Annotated in this window: 16 protein-coding genes; 11 read left to right on the top strand and 5 right to left on the bottom strand. The window is 68.8% G+C overall.

Annotated features, from left to right (window positions below):
• Positions 1-169: 169 nt before the first annotated feature.
• From AVL48_RS26120 to AVL48_RS26090, 7 genes are all read left to right on the top strand, one after another.
• Positions 170-3,082: an ATP-binding protein gene (locus AVL48_RS26120; protein ID WP_061980605.1), complete on the top strand. Its 2,913-nt coding sequence runs from the start codon at positions 170-172 to the stop codon at positions 3,080-3,082.
• A 250-nt stretch (positions 3,083-3,332) separates the two neighbouring features.
• Positions 3,333-4,187: an ESX secretion-associated protein EspG gene (locus tag AVL48_RS26115; protein WP_061980302.1), complete on the top strand. Its 855-nt coding sequence runs from the start codon at positions 3,333-3,335 to the stop codon at positions 4,185-4,187.
• Between the two features lie 29 nt (positions 4,188-4,216).
• Positions 4,217-4,648: a hypothetical protein gene (locus tag AVL48_RS26110; protein WP_061980303.1), complete on the top strand. Its 432-nt coding sequence runs from the start codon at positions 4,217-4,219 to the stop codon at positions 4,646-4,648.
• Between the two features lie 11 nt (positions 4,649-4,659).
• Entirely contained in the window at positions 4,660-6,624 is a 1,965-nt protein-coding gene (locus tag AVL48_RS26105; protein ID WP_061980304.1) for a hypothetical protein, read from the top strand.
• Positions 6,621-6,950, top strand: coding sequence for a type VII secretion target (locus AVL48_RS26100; RefSeq protein WP_061980305.1), 330 nt, complete (start codon positions 6,621-6,623; stop codon positions 6,948-6,950). Before AVL48_RS26105 ends, AVL48_RS26100 begins: the two co-directional genes overlap by 4 nt.
• The gene (locus AVL48_RS26095; RefSeq protein ID WP_061980306.1) at positions 6,947-7,471 is read left to right on the top strand and encodes a YbaB/EbfC family nucleoid-associated protein; all 525 of its coding nucleotides are present in this window, start codon (positions 6,947-6,949) and stop codon (positions 7,469-7,471) included. Before AVL48_RS26100 ends, AVL48_RS26095 begins: the two co-directional genes overlap by 4 nt.
• A gap of 33 nt (positions 7,472-7,504) precedes the next feature.
• Positions 7,505-12,463, top strand: a complete 4,959-nt coding sequence (locus AVL48_RS26090) for an RHS repeat-associated core domain-containing protein (RefSeq protein ID WP_061980307.1) — start codon at positions 7,505-7,507, stop codon at positions 12,461-12,463.
• Between the two features lie 90 nt (positions 12,464-12,553).
• On the opposite strand, the gene AVL48_RS26085 is transcribed toward AVL48_RS26090, so the two are convergent.
• From AVL48_RS26085 to AVL48_RS26070, 4 genes are all read right to left on the bottom strand, one after another.
• On the bottom strand, positions 12,554-13,726 hold the full coding sequence (locus tag AVL48_RS26085; RefSeq protein WP_244162518.1) for a GGDEF domain-containing protein: 1,173 nt from the start codon (positions 13,724-13,726) through the stop codon (positions 12,554-12,556).
• 257 nt (positions 13,727-13,983) lie between these two features.
• Positions 13,984-15,246: an MFS transporter gene (locus AVL48_RS26080; protein ID WP_061980308.1), complete on the bottom strand. Its 1,263-nt coding sequence runs from the start codon at positions 15,244-15,246 to the stop codon at positions 13,984-13,986.
• A 399-nt stretch (positions 15,247-15,645) separates the two neighbouring features.
• Positions 15,646-16,332, bottom strand: coding sequence for a hypothetical protein (locus tag AVL48_RS26075; RefSeq protein WP_244162519.1), 687 nt, complete (start codon positions 16,330-16,332; stop codon positions 15,646-15,648).
• A gap of 107 nt (positions 16,333-16,439) precedes the next feature.
• Entirely contained in the window at positions 16,440-17,276 is an 837-nt protein-coding gene (locus AVL48_RS26070; protein ID WP_061980310.1) for an SDR family NAD(P)-dependent oxidoreductase, read from the bottom strand.
• 149 nt (positions 17,277-17,425) lie between these two features.
• Between AVL48_RS26070 and AVL48_RS26065 the strand changes: the two genes are divergently transcribed.
• Together AVL48_RS26065 and AVL48_RS26060 are read left to right on the top strand one after the other, a co-directional pair.
• Entirely contained in the window at positions 17,426-18,187 is a 762-nt protein-coding gene (locus tag AVL48_RS26065; RefSeq protein ID WP_061980311.1) for a trypsin-like serine peptidase, read from the top strand.
• Between the two features lie 7 nt (positions 18,188-18,194).
• The gene (locus AVL48_RS26060) at positions 18,195-18,413 is read left to right on the top strand and encodes an RNA-binding S4 domain-containing protein (protein WP_061980312.1); all 219 of its coding nucleotides are present in this window, start codon (positions 18,195-18,197) and stop codon (positions 18,411-18,413) included.
• A 4-nt stretch (positions 18,414-18,417) separates the two neighbouring features.
• Here AVL48_RS26060 and AVL48_RS26055 read toward each other — a convergent pair whose 3' ends face one another.
• Positions 18,418-19,362, bottom strand: a complete 945-nt coding sequence (locus AVL48_RS26055) for an Ldh family oxidoreductase (protein WP_244162520.1) — start codon at positions 19,360-19,362, stop codon at positions 18,418-18,420.
• Positions 19,363-19,475: 113 nt separating this feature from the next.
• Between AVL48_RS26055 and AVL48_RS26050 the strand changes: the two genes are divergently transcribed.
• Together AVL48_RS26050 and AVL48_RS26045 are read left to right on the top strand one after the other, a co-directional pair.
• Positions 19,476-19,763 (top strand): DUF2277 domain-containing protein, encoded by a 288-nt coding sequence (locus AVL48_RS26050; RefSeq protein WP_061980314.1) that lies wholly within the window; start codon positions 19,476-19,478, stop codon positions 19,761-19,763.
• A gap of 28 nt (positions 19,764-19,791) precedes the next feature.
• Positions 19,792-20,151: a DUF4190 domain-containing protein gene (locus tag AVL48_RS26045; RefSeq protein WP_061980607.1), complete on the top strand. Its 360-nt coding sequence runs from the start codon at positions 19,792-19,794 to the stop codon at positions 20,149-20,151.
• Positions 20,152-20,160: the final 9 nt, after the last annotated feature.

The following is a 20,160-nucleotide window of genomic DNA, read 5'->3' as shown; positions in this document are numbered from 1 at the left end:
CGACGATCCGTCAGCCAACCGGTGACGGTGCGTTCGCGGACGGCCTCATCGGGTGCCCGTGCTGTCCGGGTTGGGTGGTTTACGACCAGGTAGGCAGTGCTTAGGCTCCGCAGGACAACGCACAAGATCGTGTCGGGCTCACCGGGAACTCCCCACCGAGGAGCGCATGATGTGGCTTGCCACCCCTCGCCCGACCTCGGTTTCGGTCCGCGCCGGATCGACGGCACTGGTGGGCCGCGACGTCGAGGTCTCGGCGATCGTGAAGATTCTGCTGCGCCGTCCCGCCGCCGTGCTGATCGAAGGCGAACCCGGGATGGGCCGCAGCAGGCTGCTCGAAGAACTGGCGGGACGCCGAGAGTTCGCGGCGGGCCGGGTGCTCTTCGGTGCGGGTCAGCCGATGCGCGAGCCGTTCCCGTTCGGACCGGTGCTGGAAGCACTGCGGTCGGCGGGTGACCGGCCGCTGGGCCCGCTCAGCCCGGTCGCCGGGGTACTGAGACCCTTGCTGCCCGAACTCGCGGAAAGCCTTCCGCCCCAACCGGAACCACTCGCCGACCCGTGCGCCGAACGGCACCGCCAGTTCCGCGCCGTCCGGGAACTCCTGATCGCCTGCGGGCCCACGCTCGTCCTGATCGACGATCTTCAGTGGGCCGACGAGGGCACCCGTGACCTGATGCGGTTCCTCGCCGCGGCCATGCCGTCCGAACTGGCCGTCGTCGCGGCGTACCGGACCGGCTCACCGTCTAGACACGGAGGCGCGGGCATCCCGTTCCGCACCCCGCCGAACGTCCAGACCGCCCGCGTGACACTGGGCCCCCTCGACGTCGATGCGGTCGGCAAGTTGGCGGAGGAATTGCTGGACCTGCCGAGGGTTTCCGCGTCGTTCACCGCGAAACTCCACGAAAGCACCGCCGGGATCCCGTTCGTGGTCGAAGAGACGCTGCGCGCGTTGCGTGACGCCGCCGGACAGCTGCCCATCGGCGAGGTGCTCTCTGACCGGCTGCTGGAGAGCCTCGAAGTCCCGATCTCCTTGCGTGAGGCCATCACCGAACGGCTCGAAACGCTGCCGGACCCCGCCATCCGGCTGGCGCGCGCGGCGGCGGTGCTCGCCGTCGCCTCCGAACCCTCGGTGATCGGCGAACTCGCCTGTCTCACCGGCGACGAACTCCGCTCGGCCCTTCTGTCCACTTTGGACGGCGGGGTACTGGGCGAACTCGGGGGCGACCGCTACGGCTTCCGGCATCCGTTGGCGCGCAAGGCCGTCTACGACACGATCAGCGGGCCAGAGCGCACCCTGCTGCACTCACGCGCCATCCAGGTGCTCTCCGATCAGCCGGTTCCCCCGCTGACGCTGCTGGCGAACCACTCCCGCGCGGCCGGACGGACCGAACAGTGGCGCCACTACGCCGAGGCCGCCGCCGACGAGGCCATCGCCCACGGTGACACGTCCCGCGCGATCGACCTGCTCCAGTCGGTACTGGCGGAGGCGGGGCTCGGCGAGGACGACATCGCCCGGCTGGCCACGAAACTCAGCCAGGTCGCCTTGCGTGGATTCCGCCCGGACGTCATCGAGACACTGGAGCGAATCCTCGACGACCTCACCGACCTTCGCCCGAGTGCGCGCGGGACGATCCGGCTCAGCCTCGGGATGCTGCTGGTTCGCACCATCGGGCGACTCGGCCGCGGCCGGGTCGAGGTGGAGAAGGCCATCACCGAACTGGTCGACGAGCCGGAACTGGCCGCCCGGGGGATCAACCTGCTCGCCCAGCCGATCGACGGGCTGACCCCGTTGTCCTGGCACGAGGTCTGGATGGAACGCGCCCGTGAGGTCTTCGACCGGCTCGAAGACCCGGAGCTGCGGCTGGCGCTCATCGGCGACCGGATCTCGACCAGGGCGCATATCGGCGACGGCTCGGCGTGGGCCGAGTTCCAGGAGCTGCCCGACCAGGGCGGCAGCGTCGCCGAGCGCGTCCAGCTCGCGCGGCTGTGGTGCAACCTCGCCGACGCCCAATCCTGGGCCGGACATCTGACCAGGGCGGAAAAGCTGGTCACCGAAGGGATCCGCCGCGCGACCGACGCCGGCGCCCTCTACGCCGCCGGACTCGCGCAAGGCACCCGCGTCCGACTGGACTGGGTGCGCGGTGAGTGGGCCGGGCTCGCGGAGGCCACCGAACGGATCCGCGACGCCTATCCGGACCTCGGTCCGATCGTCATGGAATCGTCGCTCGTCCTCGGTGGCCTGGCCGCCGTCCGCGGGGAATTCGCCGCCGCGCAACGACATCTGGCCGCCGCGAGCGTGCACGCTCCGGAACACGGGCCCATCCCCGTCGTCCTTTCGGCGGCGGGGGTCCTGATCCGGGTGCTCCTCGCGACGGACGACGTCGAGGGTGCCTGCGCGGTGGCCGACAACACGGTCGCCGCGGCCCGGCGCAAGGGCGTCTGGGTGTGGGCGGCCGGTCTGGTCCCGGCCGCGGCCGAGGCCTACACGCGGGCCGGACGCTGGTCGGAGGCGGACGCCGTGGTCGAGGAATTCGCCCGCGGCGTCGAAGGCAAGGACTCCCCCGTCTCCGCGGCCGCGCTGCTCGCCGGCCAGGCGATCCTGCTCGACGCGCGCGGCAAACATCCCGTCGCGGCAACGGTTTTCGACGAGGCGGCGGCGGGTTACGAAGCGCTGCCGATGCCGTACCAGGCCATCGGCGCCCGGGAGCGGGCGGCGCTGTGCCGTCTGACCGCGGGCAACCGCAAGGCGATCGAGGACCTCGCCGCGGCCGCGGAGGCCTATGAGCGACTCGGCGCCACCCGGGACGCCGGACGGTGCCGCCATCAGCTGCGGGAGCATGGCGCGTGGGCGCCTTCGCAACGCGGGCGGCGCGGCTACGGCCAGGAGCTTTCGCCCCGGGAACTCGAGGTCGCGAGGATGCTCTCCGACGGGCGCACGAACCGGGAGATAGCAGACGGACTGTTCCTTTCCCCGCGCACCGTGGAGCAGCATGTCGCGAAGGTCCTGCGGAAACTCGGCGCGCGTTCGCGGACGGACGTCGCCCGCCGGATGTCGACCTACGCACCCGCCGCAAGTGGGTCGTGAGCCGAACGGCCACCGCCGCCCTGCCGCGCCCGCCGGACACCTACCGCCGGTGACCGATTTTCCTTTAGGGGCAAGAAAAGCGTCCGATCGGGCACTGTGATCCATTCCATCGGCTACACCGGTGGTCGTACGGTTCCGTACAGTCATGCGCTGTGCTAGTTTGTTTTCGCCATTAACAAAGTCGGCGCTCTTTTTGCAGGTCAGCCGATCGGGACGGGGTCGCACCCCCGCGAGGGAGTAGCGCAGAAGCATGGCTGAACGAGCCGATTTCGCGCTGGGGACGGTGGAGGCGACCGTGGTCGGGCAGGCGCTCGGCGTCGATGTCCGGTTGTTTCCCTTACGCGTCCGCAACACTTCGATCGACCCGGAGCGCTACACCGCGCTCATCCGGAAGGTCTATACCGATCTCGAACAGCGCCGCCTGTCGATCAACGGCGAGCTGAACCCCGCCATCCGCACCGCGTTCGCGCTGCTCGCGAACCACCGGATCACCGTTTCGATCAACGGCATCGACGGCATCGGCCAGGACATCGCCGTCCTCACCGTCACCGACGGCGCGCAGGCCCTCGGCATCACGCAGGCGCACGGTGAAGACGTCCTCCAGTTCGCGCTCTTCGCGGACGAGGAGCTGGTCGAGGTGCTCGCCGGCGTCCTGCCGCGGATGCGGCCCGCGTCGACGGGCCGCCGCACGATCGTGCGGAAGGAGGAGCGCGCCGTCTCCGCGATGGCCGCGCGCCGTCAGGCCGAGGCGGAGTTCGACGAAGAGGAGACCGACGCGTTCGGCAACCTCCAGTTCACCGGCGTCGTCCGCGCCCGGCCGGAGCCACCGGCTCGACCGCGTGGCGAAGAAGGCGATGTCGCGGTCCTGGAGAAGGTGCTGTCCGGAACCCGTCTCGGCGGCGGGCACATCATCGTGAGCGGCATCGGCCGCCGCGGCGAACGGCTCCGGTCGACGCCGTTGAGCTGGCTCGACACCGAAGACGGCCGGTACCTGGTCTGGACCGAGACCGACGAGGCCTCCGGCGCCGTGGTCGGGCACTACGAACCGGCAAGCCAGTCCGGGGTGGCGAACGCGATCCGGGACGCCATCGCGGACATCTACTGACCTTCCTGAACCCGGCGAGAGGATCCTCCGTGACCGAGGAAGCACAACCGGTCCAAGCGAAACTGGCCGACGCCACGCCGATGATGGCGGCGACGCGTGTCGGCCTGGCTGGCCGGGACCTGAAACTGATGGCCAAGCAGGGTGGCTTCGCCGTCGACGACACCACCGGTGAGGAGATGATCCGCTCGCTCCAAGGTGTGCTCGACAGCCTCGAAGAACGCTGGACCGCGCTGACCAAGCTGCAGAAGTCACCGCCGATGAGCGGCACCGCCACCGCGCGCTGGGTGTCCGGGCACATGCAGGGCACCGCGACCGACGCGCAAGGCCTGCTCACGCAGCTCGAAGCGGCCCGCGCCGAGTTCCCGACCTACGTCGAGGCGATCGAACTCGGCAAGCGGAACTACCGGGAACGCGACGACGAGAACCAGCGCAATCTGACGCGGATCGACACCGAGATCTGAAGGGGAGACCAGTGAGCGACTCCGCGGAAAAGACCACGAAGGTCTCCGATCCCACTTCGAAGGACTACGACCCGAACAGTCCGTTCTACGACGTCACGGCCGACTCGTCGTCCGAGTACTACGTGGGGCCGCTGGCGGACAAGGCCGCGTCCGGCGACGAGATCCGGGCCGGCGCCACGGCCGGGACCGATCTCCTGTTCAACCTGCTCGGCTGGGGCGACACCGCGCTCAACGGGTTCAAGGACATGTTCACCCAGCGGATGTACGAGAAGCAGCTGGAGAACGCGCGCCAAGGGCTCGAGAAGGACCTCGAGATCCGCAACCCCGGCCAGCCGCCGTCCACGGTCTGGGCGAACGCCACCCACGAGCAGATGCAGGCCGCGATCGTGGACAACGCGGACTCGGCCGCGGTGGGCGAGACCTCCGAGGAATGGGTCCGGATCGGCAACGAGCTCGCGACGCACCAGCGCAACCTGGCCAAGGCGATCAACGCCAGCACGGCCAACTGGCAGGGCGAAGGCGGCGACGCGGCACGCGAGCACCTCGCCGGCGTCGGCAAATGGCTCGGCGCGACCGCGAACGGCGCGACACTGACCGGGCGTCAGCAGCAGATCCACTCGCAGACGCTGAACGAGACGCAGAAGCAGATGGCGGCGAATCCGCCGGTGCCGTTCGACGTGCGGGAGGCCAACGCCAACCTGCAGACGATCACCGACCCGTACCAGTACATGTCGCAGCTCGGGAAGGATCTCGAAACCTTCAAGAAGCAGCAGGACGCGCGTGACCGGGCCGCTCAGGTGATGACCCAGTTCGACACCACGGTGGGCTCGGCGATCGCGACCCCGGCGTTCCCGTCCCCGCCGAAGCTGCCGTCCGCGCAGGCGACCCGGCAGTTGCGGGGGACTCCGGCCGGCGGTGGCGCGGGTTCGCCCGCCCACGCGCTTCGCGACCCCAACTCGCCCGAGAACGCCGACGGGACGCAGCGTCCCAGCCCCTTCGACGTGGGCTCGAACGGCGCGGGCCCGGATGGCATCGCCGCTTCGACGGACGGGACGGCGCACGGAGGCGGAGCCGGTGGTCCCGGCGGTGTGTCGCCGTTCAACTCGCCGAACGGTCCCTCCGGCGGAACACCCGGTGGTGGCTTCCCCGGTGGTGGCGGTCCTGGTTCGCACCCGAATCCGCCCGGCATCTCCGTACCGGACCTGCCGACCGGCGGCGACGGCTACCGTCCCGCGGCGGCCTCGGGGCCGACCATGCCGAACCTGCCCAAGTTCGACGACGGGACGCACACCACCGGCTACACGCCGCCGTCGATCCAACCGCCGTCGTACCAGCCGCCCAACGTGCAGATGCCGACCATCCCTGAAGGCGGCGGTCCGCGCACCGGTCCCGGTGGCGGCCTCCCGTACACCCCGCCGAACATCCCCATCCCGAACCGGCCGACCGGCGGGCCGGGCCCGGTCATGCCGAAGATCCCGCCGATCGGGAACCCCGGCGGCTCGGGAGACAACATCGGCAGGCGGCTCGGCGGACTGCCCTCGATCCCGGACGGCGGCTCGTACAAGGGCACGCCGTACACCCCGCCCAAGCTCCCCAACCTGCCGAACATCCCGGGCGGCGGCGGTGGCGGCAACCTCGGTGGCATCGGTGCTGGCGGTACCGGCGCGGGTGGCGGCGGCCTCGCCGGCGCCGGAAGGTCGACGGGCTCGCTCGGGATGGGCGGAGCCGTCGGCGCGGGCGCGATGGACGCCGAAGCGGCCGCGGCCCGGGCGGCCGGTTCCGGCAAGGCCGGTACTCCCGGCGCCATGGGTCCGATGGGCGGCATGGCACCCGGCGGCGCCAAGGGAAAGGGCGAGGACGACAAGGAACACAAGGTCGCCGACTACGTCGAGTCCGACGACCCGTCCTTCTTCGCCCCGGACGAGGTGGTGGCACCGCCGGTGATCGGTGACTGGAAGAACAAGGACTGGAAATGACGGCTTCGTTCGACGTCGATCCGGACGACCTGACCGCGCACGCGAGCCATCTCGAAGGGCTCGTGGACCGGTTGGAGACCGCGCAGGGCGCGACCGGTTCGGCGATGTCGGCGGACGCGTACGGCCTGCTGTGCGCGTTCCTCCCGCCGATCGTCAACCCGACCGGCGAACGCGCGGCGGAGGCGATAAAAGCGGGCGCGGAAGCCGTCCTGGCGTTGGCCGACAACGTCCGCACCGCCTCGAAGTCCTATGTGGACGGTGACCGGGACAACGCGGAACCGTTCAAGGCCGACTTCAAGGCCTTGCACATCGGAGGAGTGAAGTGACCGGCGCGAACGGGCTCGGGGAACTCATGCGGGACCCCGAAGAGGCTCAGCGCAAGCTGGACCAGTGGGCCGAAGGGCTGGAGAACAAGGCCCAGCGCTACGCGGCCGCCCAAGAGCGGACCGAGCAGTTGCGGCTGACCGCGTCCAGCTCCGACGGCGCCGTCAAGGTCACCGTCGGGGCGGACGGTGGCGTGACCGAGCTCGAATTCGGGAACAAGGCCAGGACGTACCCGTTGGAGGAGCTGTCGCGCCAGATCCTCGCGACCATGCGCCAGGCGCAGTCCGGGATCGCGACGCGGGTCGCCGAGGTCATGCAGGAAACGCTCGGCGACGAGGACCAGGAGACCCGGTCGCTGATGATCGGCACCCTGCGCAGCCGCTTCCCCGAGCTGGAAGAGGAAGAGCCCCCGTCCTCGCCCTCTCCCCCTCCCCCGTCGTCCTCCGCCGACACCCCACCGTCACAGGCGCCTCGCGAGAAGCGCCACGAAGCCCCGGAAGACGAAGGCAACTCACCCTGGTGAGGCCGTCTTTCCTGAACCACTGAGAAGGTCGTTGTGGGTAATCCGCTGGTCGCGGAGGTCAAGGACTCGACGAAGGCGTACACCGGCTCGTCACTGCTGGAGTCGGCGTTCGAGCTGAAGTCGGCCATCGAAAGCGGCGACTGGGCCTCGGTCGCGCTGGGCGCGGTCGGGACCGCGCTCGACGCGCTGTCGATGGCGATGGACCCTTTCGGCGCGATCCTCGCGAACGGCGTCGGCTGGCTGATGGAGCACGTCGGTCCGCTCAAGGAGGCGCTCGACGCGCTCACCGGCAACGCCGACGAGATCGCCGCGAACGCCGAGACCTGGAAGAACATCGCGGCCGAACTCGGCGAGGTCGGCGCGGATCTGGCCGGGATGGTCTCCGCCGATCTGCAGAGCTGGACCGGGGTCGCGGCCGACGCCTACCGTGACCGGGCCAAGGACACGGTCACACTGCTGGACGCGGCGAAGGCGGGTTGCGAAGGCGCGTCCAGCGGGGTGAAGACGGCGGGCGAGGTCGTCGCCGCCGTGCGCGCGCTGGTGCGCGACATCATCGCCGAACTGATCGGGCACATGATCAGCTGGGCGTTGCAGGTGCTGTTCACCCTCGGCATCGGGCTGACCTGGGTGGTCCCGCAGGTGGTCAACGCCGTGGCGAAGACCGCGAGCAAGATCGCGAACCTGACGAAGAAGACGGTCAAGGCACTGCAGGCGCTGATGCCGCTGCTGAAGCGGGCGGACGACCTGTTCGGCGACGCGGCGAAGGCGTTGAAGAAGTTGCAGCCGGGCAAGGGCGCGCCCGGGTCCAAGCCGAACAAGCTGGACGAAGGCACCACCCCCAAGGGCAGCCCGGACGGCGGCACGACACCGTCCGGCTCGCCGCCACCGAAGAACGATCCGCCGCCACCGGCGAAGTCGGATCCGCCCCCTCCGCCGAAGAACGAGTCCACGGACGGGCCGACGACGCCGTCGGGTTCGCCGCCCCCGCCGCCCAAGGATCGGGGCGGTCCCACACCGCCGCCGGACAAGCGGATCAAAGACGGCGACAACGATCCAGGGAACGCTGTCCCGCCGAAGAACCGCAACGACTGCGGTGACCCGATCGACGTCGCGACCGGTTCGATGATGCTGACCCAGGACGACGTCGTGTTCGCCGGGATCCTGCCGCTGACCTTGTCACGGACGCATCTTTCGTCGTACCGGTTCGGCCGGTTCTTCGGCTCGTCCTGGGCGTCCACTGTGGACCAGCGCATCGAGGTCGAAGACGACGGGCTGCACCTCGCGCTCGCCGACGGGACACTGCTGACCTACCCGGTCCCAGTCTCCGACGCCCCCGTCTATCCAACCTTCGGACAGCGACTCGCGCTGTCCAAATTGGACGACGGCTACGCAGTGTCCACTCCGGACGGTGTGCTGCTCTTCTCCGGCACCGGGGACATCCTCCCGCTGCGCGCGATCGCCGACGGCGACGGGCACCGGATCTTCCTGCACTACGACGACAACGGCGTCCCCCGCGAACTGGTCCACTCCGCGGGCTACCGTCTTCTCATCGAGTCGAAGGACGGGCTCGTCACCGCGCTTCGGCTGCCCGGCGCGGAAACCGCGTTGCAGAACTACCGGTACGACGAGCGGCGGCGGCTGGTCGAGATCGTCGACGCCGCCGGTCTGCCCCTGCGGTTCACTTATGACGCCGAGGGCCGGATCGTGCGCTGGCAGGACGTCAACGGCCGTTGGTACCGCTACGGCTTCGACTCCGAAGGCCGCGTCGTACGCGCGCAGGGCTCCGACGGCGTCCTCGACGTCGGTATCGAGTACGACCGGGAGAACCTGGTCACCTCGGTCACGAACTCGCTCGGGCACGTCAGCCGTTACCAGCTCGACGAACTGCACCGGGTCATCGCGGAGACCGATCCGCTGGGCAACACCACCCGCTACGAACTCGACCGCTTCGGCAGACTGCTCAGCCGCACCGACGCGGTGGGCCGCACCACGCGGTGGGAAATGGACGACGAGGGCAACGTCGTCGCGGTGACCCAGCCGGACGGCGGCCGCGCGTTCGCGGAGTACTCCGCGCTGAACCGGTGGACCAGCATGACCGGACCGGACGGCGCGGTCTGGCGCCGCGAGTACGACGCCCGCGGGAAGCTCGTCCGGACCACGGATCCGACCGGCGCCACCACCACCTACGGCTACGACGAAGCGGGCAACGTCGCGGTCGTGACCGACGCGCTCGGTGGGGTCACGCTGATCGAGTCCAACGCGGCCGGGCTGCCGGTCGCCGTCACGGATCCGCTCGGCGGGGTCACGCGGTACACCTACGACGAGTTCGGCCAGACCACCTCGGTCACCGACCCGCTCGGCGGCGTCACGCGGACGAAGTGGGACGGCTTCGGGGAAATCGCCGAACAGATCGACCCCGACGGTTCCGTCTGGCGTTGGAACCGCACCACCGAGGGCTACACCGACGAAGCCGTGGACGCCCGCGGACTCGCGGTGCGCACCGAGTACTCGCAATTCGACCTGCCCGTCGCCGAGATCGGCCCGGACGGCGATCGGCTGTCCTATGTGTACGACACCGAGCTGCGCCTGGTGTCGGTCACCAACGAACACGGCCTTTCCTGGCGCTACGACTACGATCCCGCCGGAAACCTGATCAGCGAGACCGACTTCAACGGCCGTACCACTCGCTACGGTTACGACGCGGCCGGGCAATTGGTGCTGCGCGCCAACAGTCTCGGCCAGACGATCGCCATCGAACGCGACGCGCTCGGCCGGGTCGTCAGCCGCCGCGCGGACGACGACGTCGCCACGTTCACCTACGACGCGGCCGACCGGATGACCTCGGCGCGCAACGCCCATTCCGAAGTCACCATCACCTACGACGCGCTGGGCCGGGTCGTCGCGGAATCCCTTAACGGCCGGACCGTCCACTCGGAATACGACGCCGTCGGCCGTCGCGTCGCGCGGCGTACGCCGTCGGGCGCCGAGTCGTTCTTCGCCTACGACGCCGCCAATCGCCCCATCGCGCTCCGGACCGCCGGCCGTACCCTGCGCTTCGAGTACGACCTTTCCGGCCGTGAAGTGCTGCGACGGCTGGACGGCACGTCGGTGGAACTGCGGCAGAACTGGGACACCGCCGACAGGCTGACGTCGCAGATCGTCTCGAACGACCGGGGTATCGTGCAGCGCCGCGAGTACGGCTACCTGCGCGACGGCCTCGTCTCGTCGATCGCGGATCTGCTGTCCGGACCGCGCTCGCTGCAGGTGGACCGCGCGGGCCGGGTCGTCGACATCCAGGGGCAGGGCTGGCGGGAAAGCTACGCCTACAACCTCGCCGGCGCGATCACGCAGGCCGGCTGGCCCGGCGCGGATCCCGCCGTCGGACCGCGGCGCTACCAGGGCACCCTGATGATCGGTGCCGGTTCGACGTCGTACCTGCACGACAGCGAAGGCCGCACGATCGCCCGCCGCAAACTCGGCCGGGACTGGACCTACCAGTGGAACTCCGACGACCGGCTGACCGGCGTCGTCACCCCCGACGGCGAGCGGTGGCTCTACCACTACGACGCGCTCGGACGGCGGATCGCCAAACAGCATCTCGACATCCAGGGCCGGATCCTCGAACAGATCGACTTCACCTGGGACGGCACGAACCTCGCCGAGGAGATCCGCGGCGGCACCGCCGTCGTCTGGGACTGGGAGCCGGGCGCGGAACGGCCGATCACCCAGGTCGAACGGCTCTCCGGCCACGACGCCCGCTTTCACGCGATCGTCACCGACCTCGTCGGCTCGCCCAGCGAACTGCTCGACGAAGCGGGCAACGTCGTCTGGCATCTGCACACGTCGTTGTGGGGCAAGGTGCTTTCCCCGCCGGGGCAGGCGTACACGCCGTTGCGTTTCCCGGGCCAGTACCACGACCCGGAAACCGGGCTGCACTACAACTTCAAGCGCTACTACGACCCGGACACCGGCCGGTACCTCTCGCACGACCCGCTCGGCCTCGAACCGGCGTCGGACTCCCTGGCCTACGTCGGCAACCCGACGGACATGATCGACCCGCTCGGCCTCGCTCCGACAAGGCCGTCGAAGACTCCTTGCGCCAAGGGAGGAGGCCGGAATGGTGGCGGCAAGACGAAGTCCTCGGGCAACCGGGTCACCAAGCCGAAACCGGCACCAGGACCGAAGAAGCCGCGGCGGCCACCGCAGAGCTACCTCGACGGCACGCACGGCGCGAAGACCCGTGAGCAGAACCGGCTCACGGCGAAGTACGACAACGAGCTCAAGAACGACGGCCGGGAGAAGGTCTCCGGGAAGTCCCACGAGTCCGAGCACCCGGTCCCCTACGAGGCGATCGGTCGCGGCAGTGGCGGCAAGCGGGGTTCGGGTGACGACCAGAAGGACCTGGAGAACCACGCCTGGGCTTATCAGGAGGCCAAACCCGCGCACGCGTCGCATATCGGTACCGGTAACAAGGGTGACCAGGACCTGACGGAGGGTTCGAAGAATCCGAGCGGGTTCAAGAACAGCCAGGAGTACCGCGACTCCGAGCGCAACGCGCTGGAGGGTGGTGACCCGAACACGGCGATCCAGCTCAACCAGCTCGACTACGCCTTCCGTGACGGGTTCAAGAACACCGACAACACCCTCGACGGCAAGATCGCGGACGACTCGTACCACAAGATGATCGACGACGCGCACGCCGGCGGTAAGGGCCTCACCTACTCGACCGGTCCCGGCACGACCGCGTCCACCCCGCCGCTCAGCAGCCACGACGTCAAGGAACTGCACATGACCCGGGACACCATCCGGACCGGGGAGTGGCCCGAGGAGATGAAGCGGCAGAACCGCGAGACCTACGAGGAAGAAGTCGCGAGGATCCACGAAGAGACGTACAAGAAGCCGACCAAGGCGGATTGGGACAAGCTCGAAGCCGGCGGCTTCGGACCGCTCGACACCGGCAAGAAGGATCCGAACGCGATGGACGTCGACTGACGTAGAACGCGTTTCGTCCTCTGGATGCGGTCCTTGCGTGCGCGACTACCGCATCCAGAGGACGAAACGCGTGGCCTCGATGCGTGGTCTTCAGGCCGCGGCGAAGCTGACGACGCGATTCCGGCCGCTGTTCTTCGCCTGGTAGAGCGCGGTGTCGGCGACGTGCAGCAGGCGCTCCAGGACGGTCCCGCCGGACGGGTAGACCGCGACGCCGATCGACACCGAAAGTCCTCGCACGATCCGAGGTCCCGAAGCCGTCGCGACCTCGACTTCGAGCGCCATCACCGCCTGCCGGACCCGCTCGGCCACGGGGATCACCTCGGTCTCCGTCGCGCCGGGCAGCAGCACGACGAACTCTTCGCCACCGAAGCGCCCGACGGAGTCGTAATCGCGTACGTGCTCGGAGATCGTCGTCGCGACGGCCTTGAGGACGACGTCACCCGCGAGATGGCCGTAGACGTCGTTGACCTGCTTGAAGTGGTCTAGGTCGAGCATCAGCACCCCGAGCTTGCTCTTCGTCCTGGCCGCCGACGAAAGCGCCCGTTCGCTCAGCAGATGCCACGCGTGCGCGTTGAGGACCCCGGTCTTGCCGTCGATGTTCGCCGCGATCTCCAGCTGCCGCACCAGCACGCTGCGGTGCAGCACCAGCACCGGCAGCAGGACGAACGGGACGAGCGCGGGCGCGTGGACGATGCCCAGCGCGGTCGAGGTCCCGAGCACCAGGGTGGTGACTTCCAGCAGGTTGTCGTCACCGGTGCCGAACAGGGAGCGCGGGGATCGGCCTCCGGTGTGCAGGTAGACCGAGAGCGCCACGATGAACGCGTTCGCGGCGGTGAACACGGCCGCCGCCTCGACGATCCGCAGTGATCCGGTGAACCCGACCGGCAGGCCGTTCCAGCCGGCGACGATGACTCCCGAAGCCAGGCACGAGAGCACGATCGCCGCCGCGCAGTACACGACGCGGTAAGCCGGGCGGTGGCTCATCCCCCGCCACACCCGGAGCCAAAGATGCAGGTAGATGAGCAGGCCGAGCGTGACGGCGAGGCCAGACGGAAGGACGAGCACCCCCGCGAACGTCCACACCGACGTCATGTTGATGTGTGGCCGGTCACAGAGGGTACGCCGCAACCGTTCCACCGAACGAGAAAGCTCGGCCTGGACGAAAGCGAGGCCGAGCAGTGATCCGAATCGGACGAATTCCGTAATCCCGTAGTTCGATCGGAGCAGGGCGATGACCGCGACCGCCGCCGCAAGTCCTTCCACGACAAGAAAAATCGCGGGTACTCCGCGTGGTCCGGACCATAGTTCCCAATGCCCGACCCAGGTTCTCAGACGTGTACCGGCCCCTTCTCCGGCGAGTTCCGCATCCCCCATAATCATCGTCACCGGTCCCCCTTCCGTACGCATTTCAATGTATCCGAGGTAGTACTGAGGGTGGCTCGAGTCAATTCCGGAACACACAGATGGAGCAGTGGGAGGGAGGACCATCATGAACGGTCGCGAGGACTGATCCCATCGAATCAACCCGTTCGGCTCCCGGCCGGGAGCCATACATCGGACCCGGTGGCGATGGCACGTTTCCACGCCACCGCCATCGGGCCCGCCGAGGCGACGGCGACCGCCGCGGCCACCCCGACGGCCACGAACGGGCCGGTCAACTGGGCCAGCCCGCCCGCCAGCATGATCCCGATCCCTTGCACGGTCACCAAACTCGTCGAGGTCAGGCCCATCACCTGCGCTCGGACGCCGTCCGGGACCGCGCGGGCCATCAACGCGACGGCCTGCAGGTGGTACGGCGCCGCGCAGGCCCCGCTCAGCCCGATCAAAGCGAGACAAACCGGCAGCGGAGGGCGAAAGAAAAGAAAGAGCAAAGGAACAACGGATGCAATGGCGAGAATGCCGACGATACGCGTTTTCCGCCGCGCCGGAACCCATTTCGTGAAGATCCACGATCCTATTACCGAACCCACCGGATCCGCCGCGAGAATGAGACCGACCGCGAAACTCCCGGCCCTGAGTTCACCGGCGAGCGGCGCCGCGAGCCCCTCCGGCGCGATGGCGAACCCGGCGAGCATCTTCAACCCGAACAGCACCCGGATTCCTTTGCCCCGCCACAGTTCCCGGGCACCCGCACCACTGAATGCCCGCCCCACCCGGCTTTTCACCGAGGATTCCGTGACCGCCGGTGTCCGGCGACGGACCCCTGTGGACACGAGCAGCGCCGAGACCACAAAGGTCACCGCGTCGATCACCAGTCCCCAGTAGGGCGTCACGAGCCCGATCACGAGTCCGCCACCGCCGAAACCCGCCAGCTGTGCCGTTTGGATGGTGATCGTGCGCACCGCGAGCCCGGCGACGTACCGTTCGCCTTCGAGGACGTCCGGCAGCAACGCCAGCTGCGCCGCCCGGAACGGTCCGCCCGCCATCGTCAGGATCACCAGCAGTCCGGCCAGCACGAGCAGCGGTGTCCCGGGGACGGCCATCAGCGCGGCGACCGCCGCGCGCAGCAGGTCGCAGACGATCATCACCGTCCGTCGCGAATACCGATCGGCCAGCCCCGCGAACAGGGTGCCGCCGATCAGCGTCGGCAGATACGTCAGGCCGTAGGTGAGCCCGGTCAGTCCCGCCGACGCCGTTCTTTCCCAGACCAGCACCGACAACGCGACCCTTGCCAGCTGGTCACCGGCCTGCGAAAGCGCCTCGGCCGCCCACAACGCACGGAACTCGCCGACCGCGAAAGCGGCCTTGAACGCGGTGCCCCGTGCGGAATCCCCCTCTTTCATGAGCCCCTCCCCTTGGCTCACGGTAGTCGATCAATTCCGCTGTGTCAGCGCCCATCCGGCCCACGACGACCGTCAGTGTCCATTGTGGAGGATCGATTCCCGGGGTAAGCGCAGGTTAGAACGAACCCTCTCCTAGGTACCTACTCGTCACCTGCGGTCCTGCTCGCGTGAAGTACATACGCCTGACCTGCCCGAGAATGGTTCCGCCGGCGTCGCCGCCCGTCTCACACCTTGATCAACGGCATCCCGCACCAGCCCCACACCAGCGGGTAACCGAATACAAGTCTCCCAAAAGTCCTCACGGCCAGGCGGCTACCGGGCTCACCCGCCGTAGGTACCTCAAACACCCTTGGCCAGCACCCGAAACGCCACTCACGACCAACCGGACCGAAGAAGGTCTCAGCGACCGGAACTGTAGGTCATCATCCCCTGCGCCATGCGCATCGCGAGCGAACTCGCCACGGTGGGATCCATCATGTTCCGCAAGTCGTCCGCGGCCTTGTCCGACGACCCGGTGTCGATGCGCGGCTGCTCCGACGCACTCGTCTGGGCAGGCGGCAAGGCGACGACCTGATCCTTCGCCGCCGCCTTCTTCTTCGTCGTCGTCGCGGGCACTTGCTGCTTCACGGTGACCGGGACATAGACGGTCACCGGGGCGGGCTGCGGCGCGGGCTGCGCGGCGGGCGGCTGGGGCACGGCCTGCTGAGTCGCCACGGCGGGCAACGGTTGCTCGGACAGGGCGTCGTCGACCGGCGACGCGAGGGTGGTCATTCCGGCGATCCAGCCGATCGCGAGCAGCGCCACCCCGGCCCCACCGGCCAACCACGACCTGGCCCGACGGTGGATGACGACGGCCTTGGGCCGCAGGTCCTTGTCGACGACCGGTGCACAGACCGGTGGCCGGATCGGCAGTGGCTCCGGCTCGCGTTCGTTCTCGGGGCTGCGCCGCCGTTTCGGCAGGCTCGCCGCGATGATCCCGGTCCGGTCCAGCAATTCGACTGTCTCGACGGCCGCGCTGGAAGCGGCATCGGCCGACGGACGGCGCTGGGCGGCGCGCGGCATGGGGACCTCCGGAAGCGGAATCACGAACGTGAGCATTGTGGTGCATTTCCGACGCCGCCGTAAGTAATGCACCCCGATCGAGTTATCCCAGGCCGTCCGGACCACGGAGGGTTACTCCGTTCAGAGGTTGCTCATTTCTTCACCCTCCGCATGCCCAACCGGCCCAGCAGCGCCAGTGGCCGCTGGTAAAAGGAGCCGAGCAAGCGGGGAATCGCGTCGATGACATAGGCGTCCGCGCCGATCAGGATGCGCGGTGTCCCTCGTTCGATACCACGCACGATGGTCTGCGCGGCGCGCTCCGGCGTCGTCCTCGCGATCTTCTCGAATCCGTCCGCCGCTTTGTCGAGGTCCTGCTCGGCACCGCCTCGCGCGTCGCGGGCGATATTCGTCTTGATGCCACCGGGGTGCACGCAGCTGACCGCGACCGGATACCGGGCGATCAGCATTTCCTGCCGCAGCGCCTCGGTGAACCCGCGCACCGCGAATTTCGCCGCGTTGTAGGCACTCTGCGTAGGCACGCCGATGAAGCCGAACACACTCGAAACATTGACGATGTGCCCGTCACCCGAAGCGATCACCTGCGGCAGAAAAGCCTTCGTCCCGTTGACCACACCGCCGAGATTGATCCCCATCAGCCAGTCGTAGTCGTTCCAGGTCATTTCCTCGACCGTCGCGCCGAGCGCGACCCCGGCGTTGTTCACCACGAGGTTGGCGCCCCCGAAATCGGCCGCGACCTCCTCGGCGTTGGCGAGAACGGCGTCACGGTCCGCGACGTCCAGTTCGTACGCTTTCGCGTCCGCTTTTCCGGCGGCGGACGCGCAGAGCGCGACGGTTTCGGCCACGCGGAGGGCGTCGACGTCGGAAAGCGCCAGCCTCGCCCCGCGTCCCGCCAGTTCGATCGCGAGCGCCCTGCCGATCCCCGAGCCCGCGCCCGTGATCACCGCGACCTTGTCCGTGAACGACTTCATGCCCGCTCCATCCATCCCGCTCGACCGTTACCGGAAGTAACACATACTACGGCTGTGAGCTTGCTGTGTGTTGATCGATTCGGGCTGTGCTCAGGGACCGCTTATGGTGATCTGTAGCCAGGCAGCCGTGGACAAGCGAAAGGAAGGCGATGCGCCGCGCCCTGTTGGTCGTGCTCTGTGTCGTGCTGACCGCTTGCTCCGCCGCGTCCGACCCCGGTGGCCCCTCAGCCGACGACGCCGCCACGCCGGTGAAGGTCACCCCCGCCTCGCCGCGGTACAACCCGGCCATCGGCGCGCTCTTCCTCGACGGCTCGCACTTCTGCACGGCCAGCGTCGTCCACAGCGGCCCCGGTGATCTCCTGCTCACCGCGGCTCATTGCCTCCATGACGGCGAAGGCGGCGAATACGCGACGGGAATCTCGTTCGCGCCCGGCTATCACGACGGCGTCGCGCCTTACGGCTATTGGGAGGTCTCGGATCCGCAGGTTCCCGACGGCTGGGCCGATTCGTCCGATCCGGATCTCGATGTCGGGTTCGCGACCGCGCATCAGGCGGGCAACCCGAAAACCCTCGAAAGCGTCACCGGCGCCAACACCCTGCTGGCGAGCGGCGGATTCGCCCACACGATCACCCTGACCGGTTATCCCGACGAGCGGGAAGCGCCGCTCGTCTGCCACGGCACCAGCAGCCAGGCCGACACCTACCAGATGCGGGTCGACTGCCCCGGCTTCACGACCGGCACGAGCGGCGGCCCATGGGTGGTCGACCCCGACCCGGCGACCGAACTCGGCACGGTCGTCGGGGTGATCGGCGGTTATCTCTACGGCGGGGACGATCCGGACACGTCCTACAGCAGCTATTTCGACACCGACGTCGCCACCTTGTACCGGAAGATGGACGCACGGGGATGATCTCCCCATGAGCATCCACGACGTCCCGATCACCGGCGAGCCGATCCGCCTCGGCCAGTTCCTCAAACTGGCCAATCTGGCCGAAGACGGTTCGCACGCCAAAGACCTCCTCGACGCCGAAGAGGTCACGGTCAACGGCGAGGTGGAGGTCCGGCGCGGTCGGCAGCTGACGAACGGCGACGTCGTGGAGGTCGGCGGCGAAGGCGGCCGCGTAGTCCTGTCCTAGGCGCCTAGCGGCCTTGCAGCGGCGGCAGGCGCAACGCCCTGGCGAGTTCCTCGAGTTCGCGGTGCACCGGCTCGTTCAGCGGGACACCCAGCGCCTGACACTGTTCGAGGTATTGCGCCTCGCGCCAGCCGGGATAGCGGACCGGCGTCCCGCCCTCCCAGCCGAGCAGGCTCCCGAACAACGCGCTCGCGGCCTTGTAGAAACCGTCGGCGCTGCGCAGCGTCGTCGGCGCGATGGCCATCACCATCAGGCCGGTGTCGTGGTCGTGATCGCCGACGCCGGACAGCACCCCGGCGAAGATCTCGACCAGTAGAGCGAATCCGGCGATGGCGGCGCTGTCGGCGTCCGTCAGCGTGTCCAGATCGAGGACGAATTCGGGATACGCGCCCGCCGGGGCGGCCATGCCGAGCGGATTCGCGGCCGTCCCGCGTTCCCCGCCCGCCGCCATGACGAGACCGATCATCGTGTGCGGCAACGCCCTCGCGGCATGATGCCCGGCGCGGCCGAACGGACCGACACCGCGGACCGACATGAGCCCGACGCCGTACCGGCCCGCCCGGGTCACCGCCCGGTCCATCGCGTCGCCGACGGCCCACAGTCCCGGCGCGCGGCGGTAGTCGATCAGGGCGGCGGCGCCGCGGTCGGCGATCATCAGCGGTTCGGCCCTCGGCCGCACCATGCCGTTGACCAGCATCGGCAGATGCAGCCGGGTCAGCTCGGCGACCCCGGTCTCCGGGGTGCCGGTGAGATCGCCGTGGCACAGCGCCTCGGCGGCCATGCGGGCACGCGACCACGGCAGGTCGTGCGCGGTGAAGACCTCGGTGACGAGGTCGATCAGCGCGTCGATGGGAACGCGTTGCCAGACCTGTTCGGGTATCGGTGAGGGTTCGGCCGGTTCGGGGATCGGCTCGACGGGGGCACGGCGTAGCGAGCGGGGTCTGAGGGGCACTCCGCCGAGACTGCCCAAGCGCGTTTTTCGGCGTCAACGAACCGGGCCAGCTTCTAACCGACTGTGTGATCGAAGCACCCGGAAACGTCGGTGGCCGGACGTACGATCGGGGCATGTGCCGGAACATCACCACGCTTCGAGGCCTGGAGCCGGCGGCGACGCCGGAAGAGATCGAGGCCGCCGCCCGTCAGTACGTACGCAAGGTGACCGGGGTGCAGAGCCTCTCGGACGCCACCCGCGAACCGTTCGAGGCCGCCGTCGCCGAGATCACCCGCATCACCGAACGGCTGCTCTCCGAACTGCCCGCGCGCCGTCAGCCGCCGCCGACGGTGCCGCCGTTGCGCCGTCCGGAGGTGCAGGCGCGCATCGCCGCGAAAGCCGCGAAGAGTCAGGCCTCCTGAACCGCACTCGGACGGTTACGGTGTGTTCGTGACATCTCCGCAGGATCCCTACGGTCAGCAGCAGCCCTATGGGCAGCAACCTTACGGACAGCCGTACCAGCAACCGGGTTACGGATACGGCCCGCCGATGCCGCCGCAGGAACAGGGCCTGGCGATCGCGGCACTGGTCGTGTCGATCGCCAGCCTGGTCGTCTGCAGCGGGCTGCCGTCACTGATCGGCGTCATCATGGGGCATGTCGCGCACGCCAAGGCCAAACGCGGTGAAGCGGGCGGACAGGGGATGGCGCTCGCGGCGATCATCATCGGCTACCTCGGCGTCGCGATCATCGTCGGTCTCGCGCTGCTGGTCGTCATCATCGGAATCTCGACCGACTGGGACTTCGACTAGATCCGAAGC

Origin of the sequence: Amycolatopsis regifaucium, assembly GCF_001613935.1 — a bacterium.
Lineage (GTDB): Bacteria > Actinomycetota > Actinomycetes > Mycobacteriales > Pseudonocardiaceae > Amycolatopsis > Amycolatopsis regifaucium.
Note: the sequence above shows the minus strand (reverse complement) of the source record. Positions and strands in the feature narration are given on the sequence as shown.